Annotated in this window: 17 protein-coding genes; 3 read left to right on the forward strand and 14 right to left on the reverse strand. The window is 71.6% G+C overall.

What is annotated here, in order from left to right; all coding sequences use genetic code 11:
• Nucleotides 1–3: 3 nt before the first annotated feature.
• The 8 genes from AC068D_RS16180 to AC068D_RS16215 all read right to left on the reverse strand — a co-directional run bounded on the left by AC068D_RS16180 (nt 4) and on the right by AC068D_RS16215 (nt 8,334).
• Nucleotides 4–1,485 (reverse strand): aldehyde dehydrogenase family protein, encoded by a 1,482-nt coding sequence (locus AC068D_RS16180; RefSeq protein ID WP_478823668.1) that lies wholly within the window; start codon nt 1,483–1,485, stop codon nt 4–6.
• Between the two features lie 114 nt (nt 1,486–1,599).
• Nucleotides 1,600–2,166, reverse strand: coding sequence for a hypothetical protein (locus AC068D_RS16185; RefSeq protein WP_478823669.1), 567 nt, complete (start codon nt 2,164–2,166; stop codon nt 1,600–1,602).
• Nucleotides 2,163–2,408, reverse strand: a complete 246-nt coding sequence (locus AC068D_RS16190; protein ID WP_478823670.1) for a helix-turn-helix transcriptional regulator — start codon at nt 2,406–2,408, stop codon at nt 2,163–2,165. Before AC068D_RS16190 ends, AC068D_RS16185 begins: the two co-directional genes overlap by 4 nt.
• A gap of 528 nt (nt 2,409–2,936) precedes the next feature.
• Nucleotides 2,937–3,470 carry a SixA phosphatase family protein gene (locus AC068D_RS16195; RefSeq protein ID WP_478823671.1) on the reverse strand — a complete coding sequence of 178 codons (534 nt, stop codon included), beginning with the start codon at nt 3,468–3,470 and terminating at the stop codon, nt 2,937–2,939.
• Nucleotides 3,471–3,794: 324 nt separating this feature from the next.
• Nucleotides 3,795–4,784, reverse strand: a complete 990-nt coding sequence (locus AC068D_RS16200) for a malate dehydrogenase (protein ID WP_478823672.1) — start codon at nt 4,782–4,784, stop codon at nt 3,795–3,797.
• A 166-nt stretch (nt 4,785–4,950) separates the two neighbouring features.
• Nucleotides 4,951–5,952, reverse strand: a complete 1,002-nt coding sequence (locus tag AC068D_RS16205; protein ID WP_478823673.1) for an XRE family transcriptional regulator — start codon at nt 5,950–5,952, stop codon at nt 4,951–4,953.
• A 723-nt stretch (nt 5,953–6,675) separates the two neighbouring features.
• Nucleotides 6,676–7,218, reverse strand: a complete 543-nt coding sequence (locus AC068D_RS16210) for a DUF3017 domain-containing protein (protein WP_478823674.1) — start codon at nt 7,216–7,218, stop codon at nt 6,676–6,678.
• 249 nt (nt 7,219–7,467) lie between these two features.
• Entirely contained in the window at nt 7,468–8,334 is an 867-nt protein-coding gene (locus AC068D_RS16215; RefSeq protein ID WP_478823675.1) for a bifunctional methylenetetrahydrofolate dehydrogenase/methenyltetrahydrofolate cyclohydrolase, read from the reverse strand.
• 232 nt (nt 8,335–8,566) lie between these two features.
• On the opposite strand from AC068D_RS16215, the gene AC068D_RS16220 reads away from it, so the two are divergent.
• Nucleotides 8,567–9,301, forward strand: a complete 735-nt coding sequence (locus tag AC068D_RS16220) for an RDD family protein (protein ID WP_478823676.1) — start codon at nt 8,567–8,569, stop codon at nt 9,299–9,301.
• A 483-nt stretch (nt 9,302–9,784) separates the two neighbouring features.
• Here AC068D_RS16220 and purH read toward each other — a convergent pair whose 3' ends face one another.
• Together purH and purN are read right to left on the reverse strand one after the other, a co-directional pair.
• On the reverse strand, nt 9,785–11,350 hold the full coding sequence (gene purH, locus AC068D_RS16225; protein ID WP_478823677.1) for a bifunctional phosphoribosylaminoimidazolecarboxamide formyltransferase/IMP cyclohydrolase: 1,566 nt from the start codon (nt 11,348–11,350) through the stop codon (nt 9,785–9,787).
• Nucleotides 11,347–11,961, reverse strand: a complete 615-nt coding sequence (gene purN / locus AC068D_RS16230; RefSeq protein ID WP_478823678.1) for a phosphoribosylglycinamide formyltransferase — start codon at nt 11,959–11,961, stop codon at nt 11,347–11,349. The genes purH and purN overlap by 4 nt, the downstream gene beginning before the upstream one ends.
• Before the next feature lie 266 nt (nt 11,962–12,227).
• On the opposite strand from purN, the gene AC068D_RS16235 reads away from it, so the two are divergent.
• A complete protein-coding gene (locus tag AC068D_RS16235; protein WP_478823679.1) occupies nt 12,228–13,046 on the forward strand; it encodes a hypothetical protein in 819 nt (272 codons plus the stop codon).
• Nucleotides 13,047–13,271: 225 nt separating this feature from the next.
• Here the strand turns inward: AC068D_RS16235 and AC068D_RS16240 are convergent, their stop codons facing one another.
• On the reverse strand, nt 13,272–15,074 hold the full coding sequence (locus AC068D_RS16240; protein ID WP_478823680.1) for a cell division protein PerM: 1,803 nt from the start codon (nt 15,072–15,074) through the stop codon (nt 13,272–13,274).
• Between the two features lie 122 nt (nt 15,075–15,196).
• Between AC068D_RS16240 and AC068D_RS16245 the strand changes: the two genes are divergently transcribed.
• On the forward strand, nt 15,197–16,807 hold the full coding sequence (locus AC068D_RS16245) for a helix-turn-helix domain-containing protein (protein WP_478823681.1): 1,611 nt from the start codon (nt 15,197–15,199) through the stop codon (nt 16,805–16,807).
• 260 nt (nt 16,808–17,067) lie between these two features.
• Here the strand turns inward: AC068D_RS16245 and sucD are convergent, their stop codons facing one another.
• The 3 genes from sucD to AC068D_RS16260 form a co-directional block, all read right to left on the reverse strand.
• Nucleotides 17,068–17,952 (reverse strand): succinate--CoA ligase subunit alpha, encoded by an 885-nt coding sequence (gene sucD, locus AC068D_RS16250; protein WP_478823682.1) that lies wholly within the window; start codon nt 17,950–17,952, stop codon nt 17,068–17,070.
• A gap of 25 nt (nt 17,953–17,977) precedes the next feature.
• A complete protein-coding gene (sucC, locus tag AC068D_RS16255) occupies nt 17,978–19,156 on the reverse strand; it encodes an ADP-forming succinate--CoA ligase subunit beta (RefSeq protein WP_478823683.1) in 1,179 nt (392 codons plus the stop codon).
• 374 nt (nt 19,157–19,530) lie between these two features.
• The gene (locus AC068D_RS16260) at nt 19,531–20,538 is read right to left on the reverse strand and encodes a hypothetical protein (protein WP_478823684.1); all 1,008 of its coding nucleotides are present in this window, start codon (nt 20,536–20,538) and stop codon (nt 19,531–19,533) included.
• Nucleotides 20,539–20,619 lie beyond the last annotated feature (81 nt).

Consider the following 20,619-nt stretch of genomic DNA (forward strand, 5'->3'; position numbering starts at 1 on the left):
TGCTCAGCCCGCGAACCAGCGCACGGGGCGCGGAGCGAGGTTCTGATAGATGTGCTTGGTCTCGCGGTACTCGGCGAGTCCCGCGGGCCCGAGCTCGCGCCCGGTGCCCGACTTGCCGAAACCGCCCCACTCCGCCTGGGGAAGGTACGGGTGGTAGTCGTTGATCCAGACGGTCCCGTGGCGCAGCCGCCCCGCAACCCTCCTGGCCCGCCCCGGGTCGCCGCTCCAGACGGCGCCCGCGAGTCCGTACTCGGTGTCGTTGGCGAGGGCGACGGCCTCGTCCTCCGTGCGGAACGTCTCCACGGTCAGGACGGGCCCGAAGACCTCCTCACGCACGACACGCATCTCGCGGTGGCACCGGTCGAGGACGGTCGGGCGGTAGAAGTACCCGGGACCGTCGGGCCGTGTTCCGCCCGCCCGCAGTACGGCGCCTTCCGCCAGCGCCGAGGCGACGTAGTCCTCGGTCTTCGCCAGCTGTTGCGCGGACACGAGGGGTCCGCACTCGGCGTCCTTGTCGGTGCCGCGGCCGAGGCGGATCTTCTCGGCCCGGCGGGCGAGTTCGGCGACGAAGCGCTCACGCAGGGATTCCTCGACGATGAGCCGGGATCCGGCGGAGCAGACCTGGCCGCTGTGGATGAAGGCGGCGTTGAGTGCCTGGTCGACGGCGGTGTCGAAAGCGTCGTCGGTCGTGCACGCGTCGGCGAAGACGACGTTCGGGTTCTTGCCGCCGAGCTCCAGTGCGACCTTCTTGACGCTGTCGGCGGCGGCGCGCATGACCTTGGTGCCGCTGACGAGTCCGCCGGTGAAGGAGACGAGGTCGACGTCCGGGTGCTCGGCGAGACGCGCGCCGACGGTGTGGCCGGCACCGGTGACGATGTTGGCGACGCCGTCGGGGAGTCCGGCCTCGGCGAGCAGGCGGATGAGCGCGACGGTGCTGAGCGGGGTCAGTTCGCTCGGCTTGATCACGAAGGTGTTGCCCGCGGCGAGCGCCGGGGCGACCTTCCAGCTGGCTTGCAGGAGGGGGTAGTTCCACGGCGTGATGAGCCCGCAGACGCCGACGGGCTCATGCACGACGACGCTGTGGATGTCGGGCGACCCGGCGTCCACGACCCGCCCGTTCTCGTTCATGACGAGGTCGGCGAAGTACGCGAAGGCATCGGCGACGCAGTCGACGTCGATGCGCCCTTCCTCGAGCGTCTTGCCGGCGTCCCTGCTCTCCAGCAGGCCGAGCTCCTCCCGGTCCCGCCGTAGCAGCTCCGCGACCCGCCGCAGCAGCGCTGCACGCTCGGCCACCGGTGTACCCGGCCACTCCCCCTGGTCGAACGCACGGCGCGCGGCGGCGATCGCGGCGTCGGTGTCCTCGGCCCCGCCTTCCGCCACGACCGCGAAGGTGGTGGCGTCGACGGGGTCGAGGATCTCGCGCGTGGCGCCGGAGGCGGCTTTGCGCCACTCTCCGCCCACGTGGATGGTCAGTTGTGCCGACACGTCGCGTTTGGCCTTCCATTCCCGTTATGTCTCTCACCAGCGAAGACCGGTGAGCGGGTCGCCTGCCCAAGGCGGTGGAAAGCATGCGCGACGGGTGGCCGGAAGTGGCCGGGCTCACTCCCCGCCGGGGTAGGCGACGGGGTTGTCCATCGCCTCGTCGGCGGGTTCGTCCTGGACCGACAGCCCCGCCACCCACAGCGGCATCAGCCAGTGCACGACGAGAACGACGAACAGCACGGTGAAGATCAGCGTCTCGGCCTTCAGATCACCGAACCACGTGGCCAGCCCGCTGCCGGCGGCACCGCCGGCCAGCAGCCACGTGGTCAGCTTGTGCGCCCGCGCACGGACCCGGTCGCGCTCCGCCAGCTGCCGCTCGTCCAGGATCCGGGCCCGCAGTTCCAGCAGTCCGCGGGTGGCGGCGTTGAGGCCACCGGTGCTGACGGCCCACGGCACGAGCAGCCCGATCATCACCAGAAGGGCCCAGTACTGATCACCGACCACGCCCGCGAGCCAGGCCGCCACTCCGCCGGCCGTCAGGACTATGTGCGCGGCCACGAGCGCCCGCCGTCGCCCGGCCGTGGCGTGCAGCGCCGCCGCCTCCCGCCTGTTCATGAGCGTGTACATCCGCCGGTCGAACCGCGTCACGGCTTCCGCATCCGCCCTCGTCCCCATGCCTGTCATGACTTCCTCCCGTAGACCTCGTCGGTGAGCGGCTGGAAGGGCTCCAGGGAGAACAGCGCCTCCACCGGCAGCCCGAAGAACCGGGCGACCTTCAACGCCAGGTCGAGGCTCGGGTTGTACTGCCCGCGCTCGATGTAGCCGATGGTCTGGTAGTGGACGCCCACCGCCTCGGCCAGCTGCTGACGGGAGACTTTCCGCTCAGCCCTGACGACGGCCAGCCTGTTGTGCACCTGCTCGCTCATGTATAAGAAGTACTACATTCGAGTGGATCTCTGCAACGTGGGGGACTGATCGAGGCGATCACCGGACCACATCAGCAGGGAGCGCGCGGAGCGAGAACGGCACCGGGACACCGGGACACCGGGACACCGCAGCCCGGCGGTCGACGCGACGGCGCCGCCGGGACCCGTCAGGGGCTCCCCTTGGGGCCGGGGCCGGCGGGACGGGCGATGCCGGGCCCTCGACACCCGACGGACGGAGAGCCGAGGGCGATCGGTCCGGCATCCACCCTCCGCGCCTTTACATCGGCATATGTCTTGACTTAGGCCATATCGGGAGGAGACTGTTCCTTACACCGGACAACCGGAGAGAGCCGCACCCGTCGGCGGAGACGTCCACCGACCAGCGTGACCCGTCCCTCGGCTCTGGCTAGGCCCCCGGCAGCACCGCGCGAGAACCGCGCCGTCAGCGACGACTGAGGCACAGGTGACCGACGCGGCCTACCGGGGACTGTTTTGTGTCCGCCCGGAACCACGTCCGTGGGTTCCGGGTCACGCTCCCCTGGCGACGACAAAGGCGGTCAGCCTGGCGGCACCGGGCCGTAGCGTCGCCCAGCCACCGTCGAGGCGGAGCACCGCATAGGCGGCCGTGGGGAATTTCTCGGTCATCCGGGCAAGGGCATCGCCCTCGGCCTCACCGGCGAGTCCGGCCGCCAGAGTCTCCACACCAGGGTTGTGGCCGACCAGCAGAACGGTCCGTACGTCGGCGGGCACCTGCCGCAGAATGCCGGTCAGACCGGCCGGATCCGCCCCGTAGGCGTCCTCGTCGTACCGGACCGGCACGTCCCCGCCCAGTTGTCCGGCAGCGAGTTCCCAGGTCTCGCGGGCCCTCCTGGCCGTGGAGCAGATCACCAGGTCGGGTACGCATCCCGTCTCCCGCAGCAGCCTTCCGGCGACCGGGGCGTCCCGGCGGCCGCGCGGCGCGAGCGGACGCTCATGGTCCTCGACGTCCGGCCAGGCGGACTTGGCGTGCCGCAGCAGCACCAGCCGGACAGCGCCTCGCTCGTCCCCGGGACCTGGTTCCATGCGCCCAGGTTCGCACAGCCGTCGGTCACGGGCCGCCCGTATGCGCACCGTGGGGTGCTGCGCGGCTGCGCAGCACCCCACTGTGGCGACTCATGCGAATGAATACGGACAGAACGTACGTACCGGCGTACTGGACGTACGTACCGGCCCGGTCCCGGGTACTAGTGCTGTGACCGGGTACGTTTGCCGGGAAGCTCGCGGCGTCCGGTGCGGTGCATCTAAGGCGGAGTATCGCCCTCGTACTGGATGTACTCGGGTGATTCGACAACGCAGCGAGGTGCCGTGCAGGGCGTCGCGAGCCGGTGAACCTATCGGGTCACAGCACTAGATGAGGCCGAGTCCGCGAACCGCCTCGCGCTCCTCCGCCAGCTCCGCGACCGAGGCGTCGATGCGGGTACGGGAGAACTCGTTGATGTCCAGGCCCTGGACGATCTCGTACTTGCCGTCCTTGCAGGTGACGGGGAAGGAGGAGATCAGGCCCTCCGGAACGCCGTAGGAGCCGTCCGACGGGATGCCCATGGAGGTCCAGTCACCCTCGGCGGTGCCGTTGACCCAGGTGTGGACGTGGTCGATGGCGGCGTTCGCGGCGGAGGCCGCGGAGGAGGCGCCGCGGGCCTCGATGATCGCCGCACCGCGCTTGGCGACGGTCGGGATGAACGTGTCGGCGAGCCAGTCCTGGTCGGCCACGACCTCGGCGGCGTTCTTGCCGGCGATCTCCGCGTGGAAGATGTCCGGGTACTGGGTCGCGGAGTGGTTGCCCCAGATCGTGAGCCGCTTGATGTCGGAGACGGCGGCACCGGTCTTGGCGGCCAGCTGCGAGATCGCGCGGTTGTGGTCGAGGCGGGTCATCGCGGTGAAGCGCTCCGCCGGTACGTCCGGGGCGGCGGCCTGTGCGATGAGCGCGTTGGTGTTGGCCGGGTTGCCGACGACGAGGACCTTGATGTCGTCCGCGGCGTGGTCGTTGATGGCCTTGCCCTGCGGCTTGAAGATGCCGCCGTTGGCGGACAGCAGGTCGCCGCGCTCCATGCCCTTCGTACGCGGACGGGCACCGACCAGCAGGGCCACGTTGGCGCCGTCGAAGGCGGTGTTCGGGTCGTCGGTGATGTCGATGCCCTCGAGCAGCGGGAAGGCGCAGTCGTCGAGCTCCATGGCGGTGCCCTCGGCCGCCTTCAGGCCCTGCGGGATCTCCAGGAGGCGGAGCTTGACCGGCACGTCCGCGCCGAGCAGGTGGCCGGAGGCGATGCGGAAGAGCAGCGCGTAGCCGATCTGGCCGGCCGCGCCGGTGACGGTGACATTCACGGGAGTGCGGGTCATGGCGATCTCCGTAAGACAGCTGGCGGTGGGGGTCCCTGCCCCTGAGGCTGGATATCTCCACCGTACTGATCGATCTCTCGACGTGAAGAGATATCCAGCGGTCAGGCTATCCGACCCGGGCACCCGCGCACCGCCGGACCCTTGTGGTGCGGCTCACTGGAGCCGCCTACTGCTCGGCCGTGCAGCCCTTCGTGCCGGTCGTGAGCGTGGCGCACGCCTTGGCATCCGATTCGGAAGTCACCGCGACCATCGGGGTGTACGCGTCCTTGTCGGCGTTCACCAAGCCGTTCTCGGCCGCTTCGCCCGCCGCTATCGAGACCTTGTCGCCCGGTGTCGCCTTGGTGATCCGGGCCCAGGCCGCGGAGCACGTCTTGCTGTACCGGACCTCCACGACGGCTGTGCCGACGGTCACCCGTGAGGCGGTCGTGGCGAACTGGCCGCCGCACCCCATGTTCTCCGGGTCCTGACCGGTGCAGTCGTCGCCGGTGCACTTCACTCCGGCGGGCAGCTCCGGCTCACTGGTCGTGGGGGCCGCGCTCGGCGACGTGGCCACGTTCTTGGCGCCGCCCTCGTCATCGCCGCCGCCCCCGAGGTCGGTCAGCAGCACGGCAGCCGCGATCACCAGCACGGCGCCGACGACTCCCGCGAGGAACATCGCCACCTTGCGGCCGCTCCCCTTGCCGGCGGAAGCCTGGGGCGCGCGCCCCCCGGCGTGCGGCGGACCGGAGCGGCCACCGCCCTGCACGGGAACGTACGGCTCGTCGCCGCGGCCGCCGGGACCGGCAGGCGGCGCAGCGGTCCGCGACGCCCCGGCCTGGGCGGTCGGCCCGAACTCGCCGAGCGCGGCCCGCGCCTGCGATATCCGTATGGCCTCCATCGTCATGTCGTGACGCATCTCGGAACGGCTCCAGGCGCGCTCCGCGAGCTCCCACATGGTGGTGAGATGGAGCGGGTTCGTCCCCGTCACCTCGGCGAGTGCGACGATCGCGCCTTTGGGGGCGAGCAGCCGCCCGTGCAGATAGCGCTCCCACGACGTCTTGCTGTAGCCGGTGCGGTCCGAGACCGCCGCGATGCTCAGCCCGCTGCGGTCGACGAGCCGGCGCAGCTGGCTCGTGAACTCCTTGACCTGTGGGTCGAGCTCTTCCGGTAGCGCCTTCCAACGAGGCATTGCCTCCCCCTTGTCCCCCGAACGTGCCTGATGTGCCCCGCGCTGTGGTGCCCCCTGCCACACCTCGGGGGCCTGACCGGTTCGTCCGCGATGTGGACTCTCCGGGTGTGGACCACCCTGAGGGATGCGCAGAGCCAGGATGACAGTTCCTGGGCCCGGGGCGCACGGGGGCATCCGGGACATTTGCGTACCCCCGCGTGCGCCCGCGTCCCGGAGCCCGGACCAGTTTCGCATCCGTTGCCCGCCGATCACACCATGGCGGAACCGTCACTTCCGTGCCACAGGCACCCGGCGCGGCTTGAAGCCGCTTGGCGCGTGCATGACGCTGTTGCCCAGGACGGCGGCCGTCCTCCCACGGGGGAGAGGGCGGCCGCCGTCACTGCGCACATGGGGCCGGGCAAGTACCGCGACGGCGGGAGCACGCCCCCGCGAGAAGCCACGGAGGCTCGTACTCCGGGCCTTCGGGCCGTCCGTCAGGAACGCACACGGACATCGGACAACGCCACTTCGGCGCACGAGGATTCGGGTACCTGCGGATTCGGGTACCTGCGGTTCGACCCGGCTGCCGCTGCGGTCCGGACCCGCCGAAGGTGTGAGTCCGACGCCGGCCCGCGCGGTCCAACCAGGCAGCAGGCGCGGCATGTTGTCCGTGACGACGGCTCGGGGCAGGAGCGCCACCGCGAGGACGGTGTACAGCGCCTCATGGGCGCCGCGGGCCGTCGGCTACCGCACCGTGAAACGCACGGCTTCCTCCAGGAACGGGATCTCCAGCCAGGGCCTGGGCTGGGTCATCAGCGCGAGCAGCACGATCACCGTACCGAGCAGGCCGTACGTGACCATGTCGGTGAACCGCGAGCGCACCGCCAGCATGCCGACCGAGGGCAGGACACGACGCAGCACCGCGCCCGCGAGCAGGGCGGCCCCGACGAGGATCGTGCCGATGCGGAAGGCCTGGGGGAAGGGATCCGTTCCGACGATCAGCAGCCCGAGCGCCGCGAGCCCGATCACGGTCAGCAGCGGCCACTGACGGGCGGGGGCGGGGGCGTCCCCGGGTGCGGCACGGCCGCCGCCCTCGGGACGGGCCGTGTCGCGGGTGACGGTGGGCGGGCGCCGGGACCTGCCCGCGGCACGGGATGCCGCGTGCCCGTCGGCACCGGTGTCTCCCGCGTCGCCGGGCTCACCGGCGGCGGGCTCCCCGTCACCGGGCTCCCCCGTGTGCCCGTCGGCGGCCGCCCCGGCCCCGGAGCGCGCCGAGTGGCCGTTCATGGACGGCTGCGCACCGGACGACGCCCCGGCGGACTCTGCGGAGCCGTTCACCGGACCCGTGCCCGCGGAGCCGTTCGCCGACGCCGCAGACCCTGCAGCGCCCCTCACCGGACCGTCGGATGCCGCAGAACCGTTCGCCGACGTGGCCGGACCGGACGTGGCCGGTGCGTCCGCCGCTCGGCCGGCGTCGCCGTTGTCGGAGTCGCGGTCCGGGGTTTCCGGCCCCGGTGTGGGCTTACCCATCTCCGGTCAGCCCGCAGCGCCGGACACGGCGCGCTCCGCCGCTTCGACGACATTGACCAGCAGTTGTGCCCGGGTCATCGGGCCGACGCCACCCGGGTTCGGGGCGACCCAGCCGGCCACCTCCGCGACACCGGGGTGCACATCGCCGACGATCTTGCCGTTCTCGTCACGGCTGACACCGACGTCGAGGATCGCGGCACCCGGCTTGATGTCCTCGGGCTTGACCAGATGCGGCACGCCCGCGGCCGCGACCACGATGTCGGCCTGCCGCAGTTGGTCGGACAGGTCGCGGGTGCCGGTGTGGCACTGCGTCACCGTCGCGTTCTCGGACTTGCGGGTCAGCATCAGCGGCATCGGCCGCCCGATCGTGACACCGCGTCCCACGACCACGACATGAGCGCCGTTGATCTCCACGCCGTGGCGGCGCAGCAGCGTGATGATGCCGGCCGGGGTGCAGGGCAACGGGGCCTTCTCGTTCAGCACCAGCCGCCCGAGGTTCATCGGGTGCAGGCCGTCCGCGTCCTTGGCCGGGTCCATCAGCTCCAGCACCCGGTTGGTGTCGATGCCCCTGGGGAGCGGCAACTGGACGATGTAGCCCGTGCACTCCGGGTTGTCGTTGAGCTCCCGGACGACCGCCTCGATCTCCTCCTGCGAGGCGGTGGCGGGCAGTTCGCGCTGGATGGACGCGATGCCCACCTGCGCACAGTCACGGTGCTTGCCTGCCACGTACTTCTGGCTGCCGACATCGTCTCCGACCAGCAGCGTTCCAAGGCCGGGAGTCACCCCCGCAGCCTTGAGGGCCGCCACGCGGGCGGTCAGGTCGGACTTGATCGCGGCTGCGGTGGCCTTGCCATCGAGAATCTGGGCGGTCATGGCTCCATCCTCGCGGATGACCCCGCCCCTGTTCCAATTCGGGGACCCCGACAGGCACACGAGGTTGCACTTGCACAACGCCTACGGATACCGACTGGACAAAAAACCGACGTTACTACCACGATGATCCGCGCAGTGCCGCGGACAGTGTCGGGGGGCAAACCGCTTGTTTTTGTGAAGTTCCTCCGGTCAGGACCGCGTCGTCCCCGCAAACCGACGGAGGAAACCCGCCATGAGCTTCGGCGATCCGAACAACCCTTACGGGCAGCAGCCCCAGCAGCCGCCGCAGGGAGGTCAGCCCGGCTACGGCTACCCGCAGCAGGCGCCGCAGGGCGTACCCCAGCAGGGTTACGGCTACCCGCAGCAGCCCGGGCAGTACCCGCAGGCCCCGCAGGCCCCCGGCACGCTCCAGGCCAACAACGGCTACATCAACATCCCTGCCCTGGGCACCGTCCAGGTCGCCTCGATGGGCCGTCGCCTCGGCGCCCGCCTCATCGACGGTGTGGCCATCTCCATCATCGTGTGGATCCTGATGGCCATCGGTGTCGCCGGCATCCTCGGCGTCGCCAAGGAGGCCCAGAACGACTGCACCGGTCTCGACCCGCTGTCGCCGGCGTACCAGACCTGCATCAACGACCAGGCCGAGGCCGCCGGCGGCATGATTGCCGCGCTGTTCGGCATGCTCGCCCTGGTCGGTATCGCCACCATGCTGTACGAGTGGCTGATGATCTCGTTCGTGGGCGCGACCCTCGGCAAGATGGCGCTGGGCCTCAGGGTCGTCAAGGAGAGCACCGGCCAGAACCCGGGGCTGGGCGGCGGCTTCATCCGCTGGATCATCCCGATCGCCGGTGCGCTCCTGTGCTACATCGGCACGATCCTCGTCTTCCTGTCGCCGTTCTTCGACAACTCCGGGAAGCTGCAGGGCTGGCACGACCGTGCGGCCGGCACCCTGGTCATCAAGAAGTAACGCGCCCGGCGTAGTCCGACGCGCTGCAGGAGGCCGTAACACCCCATGACACATGGGGTGTTACGGCCTTCAGGGTGTCCGGGCCGCCGTCCGGGGAGAGACACCGCTCATGTCGCGGCGACCACCCGGTCCGGGACGGCACCTGACGCACCATCACCACGGCTGTCCCGGCCAGGCCACGAAGCCGCGGACGAGCCGGTCCAGGGTCTTTCGTCTGGATCGGGCTGGATCGGTGAGCGGGGTCCGGTGCGTGCGAGCATGCGTGCCTGGGCACGCGAGCCCGGCAAGATCCAAACGAGAGGCCCTGGCTCGCCGGCGGGGGTCAGGGTTCGACGTCGGTGACACAGCCCCACGGGCACGGGCACGGCCGCGGCCACGCGCACGGCCGCGGGGCTCACCGGGCGCCCAGCGCGTGCGGCCCCGCCGGGAACCGGCGGGGCCGCACGCACACGCCCGGGGTGCAGAGACCAGGGCGGTCGGGTGTCAGTGGAAGAAGTGCCTCGTCCCGGTGAAGTACATCGTCACGCCCGCCTTCTTCGCGGCCTCGACGACCTGCTCGTCGCGGACCGAACCGCCCGGCTGGACCACCGCCTTGACGCCCGCGGCCGTCAGGATCTCCAGACCGTCGGGGAACGGGAAGAACGCGTCGGATGCACCGTAGGCGCCCGCCGCACGCTCCTCGCCCGCCCGCTCCACGGCCAGTTTCGCCGAGTCGACACGGTTGACCTGGCCCATGCCGACACCGACCGAGGCGCCGTCCTTCGCGAGCAGGATCGCGTTGGACTTCACCGCGCGGCAGGCCCTCCAGGCGAAGGCGAGCTCGGCCAGCTCGGCCGCGTTCAGCGCCTCGCCGGTGACGAGGGTCCAGTTCGCCGGGTCGTCGCCGTCGGCCTGGAGTCGGTCGCTGACCTGGAGAAGTGCGCCGCCGTCGATCGGCTTGAGCTCGACGGGGGCCGCCGGGGCGTCGGGGCAGCGCAGTACGCGGATGTTCTTCTTGCGGGCGAGGACCTCGACCGCGCCGTCCTCGAACCCGGGGGCGACGATGACCTCGGTGAAGATCTCGGCGACCTGCTCGGCCATCGCCACGGACACCGGGCGGTTGACCGCGATGACCCCGCCGAAGGCCGACAGCGGGTCGCAGGCGTGCGCCTTGCGGTGAGCTTCGGCGACATCGGCGCCGATGGCGATACCGCAGGGGTTCGCATGCTTGATGATCGCGACGCACGGCTCGGCGTGGTCGTACGCGGCACGACGCGCGGCATCCGTGTCCGTGTAGTTGTTGTACGACATCTCCTTGCCGTGCAGCTGCTCGGCCTGTGCGAGGCCGCCGCCCGCCTCGGTGACGTACAGCGCGGCGTCCTGGTGCGGGTTCTCGCCGTAGCGCAGGACGTTCGAGCGCTCGAAGGTGGCGCCGAGGAAGTCGGGGAACCGGCTCTCGTCCGCGGGGGCGTACGAGGACGCGAACCAGGACGCCACTGCGACGTCGTACGCGGCGGTGTGCTGGAACGCCTCGGCCGCGAGACGCTTGCGGGCCGCGAGGTCGAAGCCGCCCGACGCGACGGCGCTCAGGACGTCGGCGTAACGCCCGGGGCTCGTCACGACTGCCACGGACGGGTGGTTCTTGGCCGCGGCACGGACCATCGAGGGGCCGCCGATGTCGATCTGCTCGACGCACTCGTCGGGCGTCGCTCCGGAGGCGACGGTCTCACGGAAGGGGTAGAGGTTCACGACCACGAGGTCGAACGGCTCGACGCCGAGCTCCGCAAGCTGCTCCCGGTGCGCCTCGAGCCGCAGATCGGCAAGGATCCCGGCGTGCACGCGCGGGTGCAGGGTCTTGACCCGGCCGTCCAGGCACTCGGGGAAGCCCGTGAGCTCCTCGACCTTGGTGACCGGGACGCCGGCACCGGCGATGCGTCCGGCGGTCGAGCCGGTGGAGACGAGCTCCACGCCGGCCTCGTGCAGCCCTCGGGCGAGCTCCTCGAGGCCCGTCTTGTCATACACACTGACCAGCGCCCGCCGGATGGCCCGCTTCTCAGCCTCAACAGTCACGGGATAATTACCTTTCGTCCCTCAATGCGGTAGCCGTTGCGGGCCAGACGCCCCACGACCTCGACGAGCAGCGCGCGCTCGACTTCCTTGATGCGCTCGTGCAGAGCGGCTTCATCGTCCTCGTCCCGTACCTGCACCACGCCCTGCGCGATGATCGGGCCGGTGTCGACGCCGTCGTCGACGAAGTGGACGGTGCATCCGGTGACCCTCACGCCGTACGCGAGCGCGTCGCGCACTCCGTGGGCACCGGGAAAGCTGGGCAGCAGGGCTGGGTGGGTGTTCACGAACCGGCCGCCGAAGCGGGCGAGGAAGTCCTTGCCGACGATTTTCATGAAACCGGCGGACACCACGAGATCCGGTTCGTACCCGGCGGTGGCCTCGGTCAGCGCCCGGTCCCATTCCTCCCGGGTCGCATAGTCGCCGACCCTGCGGACGAAGGTGGGAAGTCCGGCACGGGCGGCGCGGTCCAGACCGGCGATTCCTTCGCGGTCGGCGCCGACGGCGACGATCTCCGCGCCGAACCCGTCGGGATCCTCGTGGATGGCGTCGAGGAGCGCCTGGAGATTGGTGCCGGATCCTGAGACCAGGACGACGAGGCGGGCGGCAGCCACTGGAGGACTCTTTTCGCGTTGCGGTACGGCAGTGTGTCGACCTCTGCGGGGAGCCGCTCGGGACTCCCGCATGAGATCTTTGTGCGGTCGTACGAACGAAACGAGTCCGGCGATAGGGGAACTCTACGAAGCCGTCGACCGTCAGCAACGATACCGGCACACCGAGCGGCCCCCACGGGACGGGGGCGGGGCCGGGAGGTAGCGTCTGGGGGCAGGGCCCGTCCCCAGACGGAGTACCCGGGTACAGAGGGGAAGACGTTCACCACATGCCGGACCGACGCCGCCGCACGGCTCTCCGCCTCCCGCCGGCCCGCGAGCGGGGCTTCGTTCTGCTGCGGGAACGCCAGTCCACGGACCCCGCCGATCCGGCGCGGCCCGCGGCGCCCACCCGGCCCGCGGACGAGAACAACCCGTTCGCACCGCCGCCGGAGGGCGCCCCGGACCGTCCCTGGCAGCCGCGGCACGGCTCGGGCGACGACGACCGGCAGGACGACCGCCCGGAGGGCGAGCGCCCGGACGGCGAGCGCCCGTCCACGGGCTGGGGCGGCCAGTGGAGCAGCCGCCAGCCGGGGCGGTCCTCGGGCGGCGGCTTCGGAGGCCGGCCCGGAGGACAGAACAACGGCCAGGGCGGCCCGGAGGGCGGCGGTCCCGGCGCGGGTCTCCGCTGGGATCCGACGGACCCGGCCCAGCGCCGGGCCCGCTATGCCCTGCTCGCCGGGATGTGGGCGTTCTTCTTCTCCCTCTTCGACCTCCCCGAGGTCGCACTGCTGCTGGGTGCGCTCGCCCTGTACTGGGGCGGCAGCTCACTGCGCGCCAGGTCCCGTCGGGCCGACGGGGGTGCCCCGGCGGCCCCGGCCGCTTCCCCGGCACCGACGAACGGTGGCCGGCCCCAGATCACAGCGGCGGTCAGCGGCATGGTGATGGCTGCCATCGCGCTGGCGATCGTGGTGATGACCTTCACGATGCAGTTCGTCTACCAGGACTTCTACACCTGCCGCGACGACGCCCTCACCAAGACGGGCCAGCTCGCCTGCAACGATCTCCTGCCCGGCCCCCTGCAGAACCTGATCGGCGTTCAGGAGTAGCCCTTCCGGGTCTTCGGGGCTTCGGGGCCTCCCGGGTGTTCAGGGCCTTCCGGGCCTTCCGGGCCTCCCGGGCCTCCCGGGCCTCCCGGCAGCGAGCGCCTCACCGGCTGATACCTGGCCCCAGTGGGGCGTTTCGGTGCCGCGGGCCGCTCAGCGCCCGGACCGGTGCCGCGTCCTGGCCGCCGGGCGGCCACGAGGGCGCCAGGGCGCTGCCGAAGCGGCGCCTCAGTCCCCCGCCGGACCCGGACGGCTCGCCCCCGGCTGAGTGGCCTCGTCGCCGTAGGGCAGGGGCTGCACGGCGTCGGTCCAGCCATGCAGGGTCTCCGAGGTGCGCGGCGTTTCGGCGGTCCGGTCGCCGAGGACAGGCACGGGCGGCACCGGCGGTCCGGCCTGCTCGGCGGACACGGACGGCAGGCCCTGGCCGACCGGGCCGGACGTGCCGGTCCGGGCCTCCACGGGGGGACCGGGCAGTGCGGTCGACGTGGGCTCCACGTGTTCAACGGTGCCCGAGCCCGCCGTCCGGTCGATCGCAACGGCTCCCGGCGCCTCGGGGGCGGCAGGGTCGTGGTCGTCGCCGCTCCCCCGGAGTCCCGGGACCACGGGGTCCTGAGCTGCGGAGACGTCACCCGCCATCGGCACCGGCAGCCGTGCGCCGAGGGACGAGGACGACGGGGCCGGTGCGCCCCGGACCGCACGGAGCGTCGCCGTCGCGGCGCCCGCCGCCCGCTTCAGACCTGCCCAGCAGACACTGCGCAGGGCTGGCCGGCCGTGCCGGGCCTCGCGGTGAAGACGCCAGGTGTGGACGGCGACCGACACCGGGACGCCGATGGCCGCCGTCCAGAGGAGTGCCGCCGCGCCGGTGAGCCACCACACCGGGCCGAAGGAGACCAGCGAGCCGGTGCCCAGCGGGCCGCCGGACAGCGCCGCGAGCACGCCCATCAGAACCCCGCACAGCACCGCGGCGGCCAGCGCGGCCAGAGCCGTCTCGCGCCGCGCCCACACCGCCCGCGAGGCGGACGCCGCCCGGGCCGCGTACCAGGCGACCACGCCGCCCGCCACCACCGGCACCACCGCGGACACCCAGGTCAGCGGAGTACCGGGGCCTTCCATCGGAACCGCAGCGAGCAGGGGGAACCGGGGCAGTGCGGGACTTCCCGTGGACGCCAGAGGCATTGCAGTCGCACCCGCACCGATCGCGAATCCGGGGCCGAGTCCATAGGACGCCGCCCACACCGCCGCGTTCGGCACCAGCGCCAGCGCCAGCAGCAGCACCGCGAAGCGCCCCGGCCAGTCCCACGCCAGCCGCATCAGCGCATCCTGCGCCGCACCCGCGTGCAAGGCCAGGGACACCGAGAACAGCAGCGCCCCGCCGCCGATCAGCACCGCTCCCGCCGCCCCGGCAGACCGGAGTGCGACCGGGGCCCAGGAGCGCGCGAGCGCGGCCCTGACGCCCTCCGGCACCCATCCCGGCAGCGGCCCGAGCGGCCACCCGTGCGCCGTCCACGCCCCCGCCGCCGCGGACAGACCGGCCACCACGGGCAGATGCAGCACCGCACTGATGGGCTCGGGCACCAGCGCCCCACCGGCGGAGTACACCGCCACCGCCACCGCCACCAGCAGATAGCCGCAGGTCACCCCGGACACGACGATGCCCACCGCACCGCGGGCCCCGGCGCCTGACTCCACCGTGTCGCGCGCGGCCCGGTGTGCCGACCAGACGGGCAGCACCATCAGTGACAGCGGTACGAGTCCGACGGGCGCCGGTGCACCCGAAAGGGTGTCCGCCCTGACCAGCTCCGTGCCGTGGGCAAGCAGCCAGAGCCCGGCAGCCATGTGCAGGACTCCGTCCGGACCGCTGTCCGGGTAGGGCGAACTGATCCACAGCACCATCACCAGGACGGTGAGAACGCCCAGCCCGAGCCCCGCCGCGATCGCCCCACGCAGGAGGGACGCCGTCAGGACGAGAGCGGGCGGCCGGGCGCCCTGCACGGCCACGAAGGCCGGACTGCGATCAGTGATCTGGGTCACGCGGCCATGCTGCCAACGCCACCCGCTTGATCCGCGCAACAAGCGCACGGCCGTGGTGTCGCACAAAATACACATATGTATTTTTCGTCCCAATGCTGCCTCCCGACCGCGGGGAGTCCTCCATGAGGCGAAACACCAAGGACAACGCCGAGGAGGCCGACGGCGCCGACGGACTGCCCTCCCCCAAGGAGCGGCGCCGGCTGCGTGAGGCCAAGTCACTGAGCGAGGAGCAACTCGCCGAAGCGGTCGGGGTCACGCGGGCGACGATCAGGTCCTGGGAAACCGGCCGCACCAATCCGCGCGGACGCAAGCGGGAGGCGTACGCCAAGCTCCTCGCCACCTACGAGGCGGAGATCGCGGCCAGGAGCTCCGGAGCGGCCGAGCACACGGACAGCCCTGCGCCTGCCGGCAGGACCCGGTACGCCGCCGGGTCCAGCAGTCCCGAGCGGCCCGGCAGTCCCGTCCGGCCGGGGAGGACGGACAAGGCCGCCGGGAAGGTGGACGGCGCATCCCGGACCACGCAGACACCCCGGGTCCAGGAACGGCACCGCGTTCAAAACGGGACCGGCACACGGCGCGAGCACCGGCCCGGGGAGATGAGCCGGCCGGAGGTGGCTGTCCGGCCGGAACGGTCGCGGGATGCCGGCAGGACGAACCGGCCGGGGAGGACGGCAGGCCCTGACGCCCAGGACGTCCGTCCGCTCCACCGGGCGCATGAGTCCGGGGCGGTGCCCGGGGCCGACGACGACACGGAGGTGCTGCCCAGGACCGGGCTGCCGTTGGCCGACCCCGAGCATCCGTCGGCACGGAAGGGCCCCGGGGCCCCGGCCGGTCGGCCCGGAGCCCCGCCCATGGGCGAAGACCGCGGGAGACTCCCGTCGGACGGTCCTCGTCCCGGTCCGGCGCACTCCCGCGCCGAGGCCCCCTCCCTCACCGCCGAGCAGGCCTTCGACGCCCTGTACGTCCGCATCGCCGCCAGCCTCGCGCGCCAGACCTATCTGCTCACCGGCCGACGCGAGCTCTCCCTCGAGGCGGTCGAGCACGCCTTTCACGTCGCCTGGCAGCGCTGGCCGGAGGTCGCCGTCGACCGCGACCCCGCGGGATGGGTGCGCTCGGTGGCGTACGAGTACGCGATGTCGCCCTGGCACCGGCTTCGCCGGGGCCACCGGCGCCCGGATGTCTCGGTGCCGGGCTCGGTCTCCGATCCCCGCTGGCACACGCTGCGCGAGACGCTGCTGGAACTGCCGCCGCCGTACCGTCGCACCCTGCTCCTCTACGACGGCCTGGGCCTCGATCTCCCGGACACCGCCGCCGAGACCGAGGCGAGCACCCCGGCAGCCGCGAACCGCCTGCTGCATGCACGCGCCGCGGTCGCCGAGCGCCTGCCCGAGCTGGCCGATCCGGAACTGCTGCACGCCCGGCTCGCCGATCTGGTGATCGCCCTGCCGACGCCGGAGGTCGTCTCCGCCAGCGATGTCAGGGCCGGCAGTGAACGCCGCACCCAGTTCTGGACGCGCGCTTCGATCGGCCTCACCGCTGTGATCATCGGTGCCTCGGTGCTCAGCATGGCCACCGCACAGCCCCGGGCGCCGCAGACACCGGGCCAGACGGTCCGCGGTGTACCCGTCAACCCCGGCCCTCCGGCCCTGGCACCGGCCGACATCACACTCCGCACGATGCTTCGGAACCACCCGCTGAACGGTCCGGAACGCCTCGCACCCGTCGCCCGCTGAGACCGTGGCGCGGATCCATGTGCACACGCCCCAGGGGCGACGGCGGGAGGGACCATGCGCGATGCCGGACCTCCATGACGCCAAGGACCACAAGGACGCCGGAACCGGGCCGTGCACGCGGCAGCCAAAGGCAACGCGGAAGGGCCCGCACCCCGTTCTCCCGGGGTGCGGGCCCTTCCGTGCGCTCGTTGCGCGGCACGTCGGAAGCGCGCTTCGCATACGGGCTTCGCATGCGCGCTTCAGAAGCGCCTTCGCAGAATTCAGCCCGCGAGGATCGCGCGCGCCAGCTTCGCGGTCTCGGTCGGCGTCTTGCCGACCTTCACACCGGCGGCCTCGAGGGCCTCCTTCTTGGCCTGCGCGGTGCCGGAGGAGCCGGAGACGATGGCGCCGGCGTGGCCCATGGTCTTGCCCTCCGGGGCGGTGAAGCCCGCGACGTAGCCGACGACCGGCTTGGTGACGTTCGCCTTGATGAAGTCGGCGGCACGCTCCTCGGCGTCGCCGCCGATCTCGCCGATCATCACGATCAGGTCGGTCTCGGGGTCGGCCTCGAAGGCGGCCAGGGCGTCGATGTGGGTGGTGCCGATGATCGGGTCACCACCGATGCCGACGCAGGAGCTGAAGCCGATGTCACGCAGCTCGTACATCATCTGGTAGGTCAGCGTGCCGGACTTGGACACGAGACCGATGCGGCCGGGCTTGGTGATGTCGGACGGGATGATGCCCGCGTTCGACTCGCCGGGAGTGATCAGACCCGGGCAGTTCGGGCCGATGATCCGGGTCTTGTTGCCCTTGGCGCCCGCGTACGCCCAGAACTGCGCGGTGTCGTGGACCGCGACGCCCTCGGTGATGACGACCGCGAGGCCGATCTCGGCGTCGATCGCCTCGATCACCGCGTCCTTGGTGAACTTCTCCGGAACGAAGATGACCGTGACGTCGGCGCCGGTCTTCTCGATGGCTTCGGCGACGGAGCCGAAGACCGGGATCTCGGTGCCGTCGAAGTCGACCGTCGTGCCCGCCTTGCGCGGGTTCACGCCACCGACGATGTTGGTGCCGGAAGCGAGCATGCGCTTGGTGTGCTTCTGGCCCTCGGAGCCGGTCATGCCCTGGACGATGACCTTGGATTCCTTGGTGAGGAAGATAGCCATGGTGAGTCTGTGACCTCGTCCCTTGTTACTTGGCAGCAGCCAGCTCGGCGGCCTTGTCGGCCGCGCCGTCCATGGTGTCCACACGCTGCACGAGCGGGTGGTTGCGGTCGTCGAGGATCTGACGACCCAGCTCCGCGTTGTTGCCGTCGAGGCGCACGACCAGCGGCTTCGTCACGGCCTCGCCCTTGGACTCGAGGAGCTCCAGGGCCTGCACGATGCCGTTGGCGACCGCGTCGCACGCGGTGATGCCGCCGAAGACGTTGACGAACACGGACCGGACGTCCGGGTCGCCGAGGATGATCTCCAGGCCGTTCGCCATGACCTCGGCGGAGGCACCGCCACCGATGTCGAGGAAGTTGGCGGGCTTGACGCCGGCGTGCTTCTCACCGGCGTAGGCCACGACGTCGAGGGTCGACATGACCAGACCCGCGCCGTTGCCGATGATGCCGACCTCGCCGTCGAGCTTGACGTAGTTGAGGCCCTTGGCCTTGGCCGCGGCCTCGAGCGGGTTGGCCGAGTCCTTGTCCTCGAGCGCCTCGTGTCCCGGCTGACGGAACTCGGCGTTGGCGTCCAGCGACACCTTGCCGTCGAGCGCGATGACGCGGCCGTCGGCGACCTTGGCCAGCGGGTTGACCTCGACGAGGAGAGCGTCCTCGGCGACGAAGGTCTTCCACAGGGTCACCAGGATCTCGGCGACCTGCTCGGCCACCTCGGCCGGGAACTGTCCGGCCTCGACGATCTCCCGGGCCTTCGCCAGGTCCACGCCGTCGTTGGCGTCGACCGCAATCTTGGCGAGCTTCTCGGGCGTCGTCGCCGCGACTTCCTCGATGTCCATGCCACCCGCGACGGACGCCATGGCCAGGAAGGTGCGGTTGGTGCGGTCGAGGAGGTACGAGACGTAGTACTCCTCGGCGATCTCGGGAGCCGTCTCGGCGATCATCACCTTGTGGACCGTGTGGCCCTTGATGTCCATACCGAGGATGTCCGTGGCGCGGGCGACGGCCTCGTCCGGCGTGGCGGCCAGCTTGACGCCACCGGCCTTGCCACGGCCGCCGACCTTCACCTGCGCCTTGACGACCGAACGGCCGCCCAGTCGCTCGGTGGCCTCGCGCGCCGCCTCAGGCGTGTCGATGACTTCACCGGCCAGCACCGGTACACCGTGCTTGGCGAAGAGGTCCCTCGCCTGGTACTCGAACAGGTCCACGCGCGTCCGTCCCTTTTCAGTGATTCGCGGTTCGTTGTCTGCGTGGGCGTGCCGCGAAGGGCAACGTGACTGCGCTGTCACTAGGGAGGCGTACACGGTGGCCGGGTACGCGGCATGTCCGTCTCGCAGGTTATCCCCGTGGGCCGTGGACCCCTAAATCGCAGATCACACAGCAGCGGTGATACCGGTCACAGATCGCGCGCACGGCGGGACGCTGCGGTTACGGGACGGACACGGTCCCGGCGGCGGACCGGGTACGGATCGGGCGGCCCCCACCCCAATGGGGACCGCCCGCGCGGCTCCGCCCGGACCCGTACGTTCCGCACAGTCCGTACATTGCGCAGACCGTCGACCCGCCGGTCGCACGGTGCGTGTCAGATAGCGGCGACCGCGTTCTGCGCCAGGGCGTCGGCGTAGCTCGGAGTGACGGCCGTGGCCACGCCCTGGACACCGGAGACGGCGTTCCCCGCGAGGGGGGTCGCGGTGACCGTGCCGGCCACGTCCTGTGCGAACGGCCGCACCTCGGAGACGACCCCGCCCGCGAACGGCTCGACGTCGCCGACGACACCGCCCGCGAGGGTGCCGGCGCTGCCGCCGACTCCGTGGGCCACCGGCTCGACGTGGTCGACGACGGTCTCGACGAGCGGCTGGACCGCGCCGACGACCCCACCCGCGAACGGCTGGACCTCACCGACGACGCCGCCAGCGAAGGGCTGCACCTCGCTCACGACACCGCCTGCGAAGGGGGGCACATCGCCGACGACGCCCGTGGCGAGGCCACCGACGTCACCGACCGCCTGACCGGCGACCGGGACCGCACCGTCCACCGCCCGGTCGGCGATGGGCGGCAGGACGTCCTGCGACGTCTCGGCGACGATCGGGGCGATCCGGTCCGGTGCCTGGTCCACGAGCTCGGGAGCGAACGCGGAGAGAGGACCGAAGAGGTAGTCGATCTCACCCTCGGCACCGGTGGCCGTGGCCTCGGCAGTGGCGGCCACGCCTCCGGCGATACCGTTGGCATCGCCGCGCACCTGGTCGAAGGCGCCCTGCGCCTGGAGGCCGCGCGAGGCCGACTGCCCCTCGACGTACTGGCGGACCTGGTCCGCGGCGGGCCCGGCGTCCCTGCCCTGCACGGCGTCGCGGGCCGTGTCCTGGACGGCGACGGCGCCACGGGCCGCGTCCTGGGCGGTGGCAGTGACCGTGTTCTCGACGGCAACGGGGGCCGCGTCCTCGACGGTGTCCGCAGCCGTGTCGACGGCCCGGTCGGGGGCGGACAGGGAGAGGGACGGCAGTTCGTCCGCGCTGGCGGCGGCCGTGCCGACGGCCCACATACCGGCGGCGCCGGCTGCGACGGCTATGGAACGGCGAATGTTCTTGTTCATGTTCGGGAGATTCCTTCGGATTCCGGGGGTTCGGGCAGACCTGCTCCGCCCCCGCGCGGCAGGTCTCAGACGGGGGGAACG

It is taken from the genome of Streptomyces sp. NPDC043861 (assembly GCF_056435905.1).

Excerpts from the sequence above, each read along its gene's own strand:
- AC068D_RS16185 (WP_478823669.1), bottom strand. The coding sequence starts at position 2,166 with ATGACAGGCATGGGGACGAGGGCGGATGCGGAAGCCGTGACGCGGTTC.
- AC068D_RS16190 (WP_478823670.1), bottom strand. The coding sequence starts at position 2,408 with ATGAGCGAGCAGGTGCACAACAGGCTGGCCGTCGTCAGGGCTGAGCGG.
- AC068D_RS16195 (WP_478823671.1), bottom strand. The coding sequence starts at position 3,470 with ATGGAACCAGGTCCCGGGGACGAGCGAGGCGCTGTCCGGCTGGTGCTG.
- AC068D_RS16200 (WP_478823672.1), bottom strand. The coding sequence starts at position 4,784 with ATGACCCGCACTCCCGTGAATGTCACCGTCACCGGCGCGGCCGGCCAG.
- AC068D_RS16205 (WP_478823673.1), bottom strand. The coding sequence starts at position 5,952 with ATGCCTCGTTGGAAGGCGCTACCGGAAGAGCTCGACCCACAGGTCAAG.
- AC068D_RS16210 (WP_478823674.1), bottom strand. The coding sequence starts at position 7,218 with ATGAACGGCCACTCGGCGCGCTCCGGGGCCGGGGCGGCCGCCGACGGG.
- AC068D_RS16215 (WP_478823675.1), bottom strand. The coding sequence starts at position 8,334 with ATGACCGCCCAGATTCTCGATGGCAAGGCCACCGCAGCCGCGATCAAG.
- AC068D_RS16220 (WP_478823676.1), top strand. The coding sequence starts at position 8,567 with ATGAGCTTCGGCGATCCGAACAACCCTTACGGGCAGCAGCCCCAGCAG.
- AC068D_RS16235 (WP_478823679.1), top strand. The coding sequence starts at position 12,228 with ATGCCGGACCGACGCCGCCGCACGGCTCTCCGCCTCCCGCCGGCCCGC.
- AC068D_RS16245 (WP_478823681.1), top strand. The coding sequence starts at position 15,197 with ATGAGGCGAAACACCAAGGACAACGCCGAGGAGGCCGACGGCGCCGAC.
- sucD (WP_478823682.1), bottom strand. The coding sequence starts at position 17,952 with ATGGCTATCTTCCTCACCAAGGAATCCAAGGTCATCGTCCAGGGCATG.
- AC068D_RS16260 (WP_478823684.1), bottom strand. The coding sequence starts at position 20,538 with ATGAACAAGAACATTCGCCGTTCCATAGCCGTCGCAGCCGGCGCCGCC.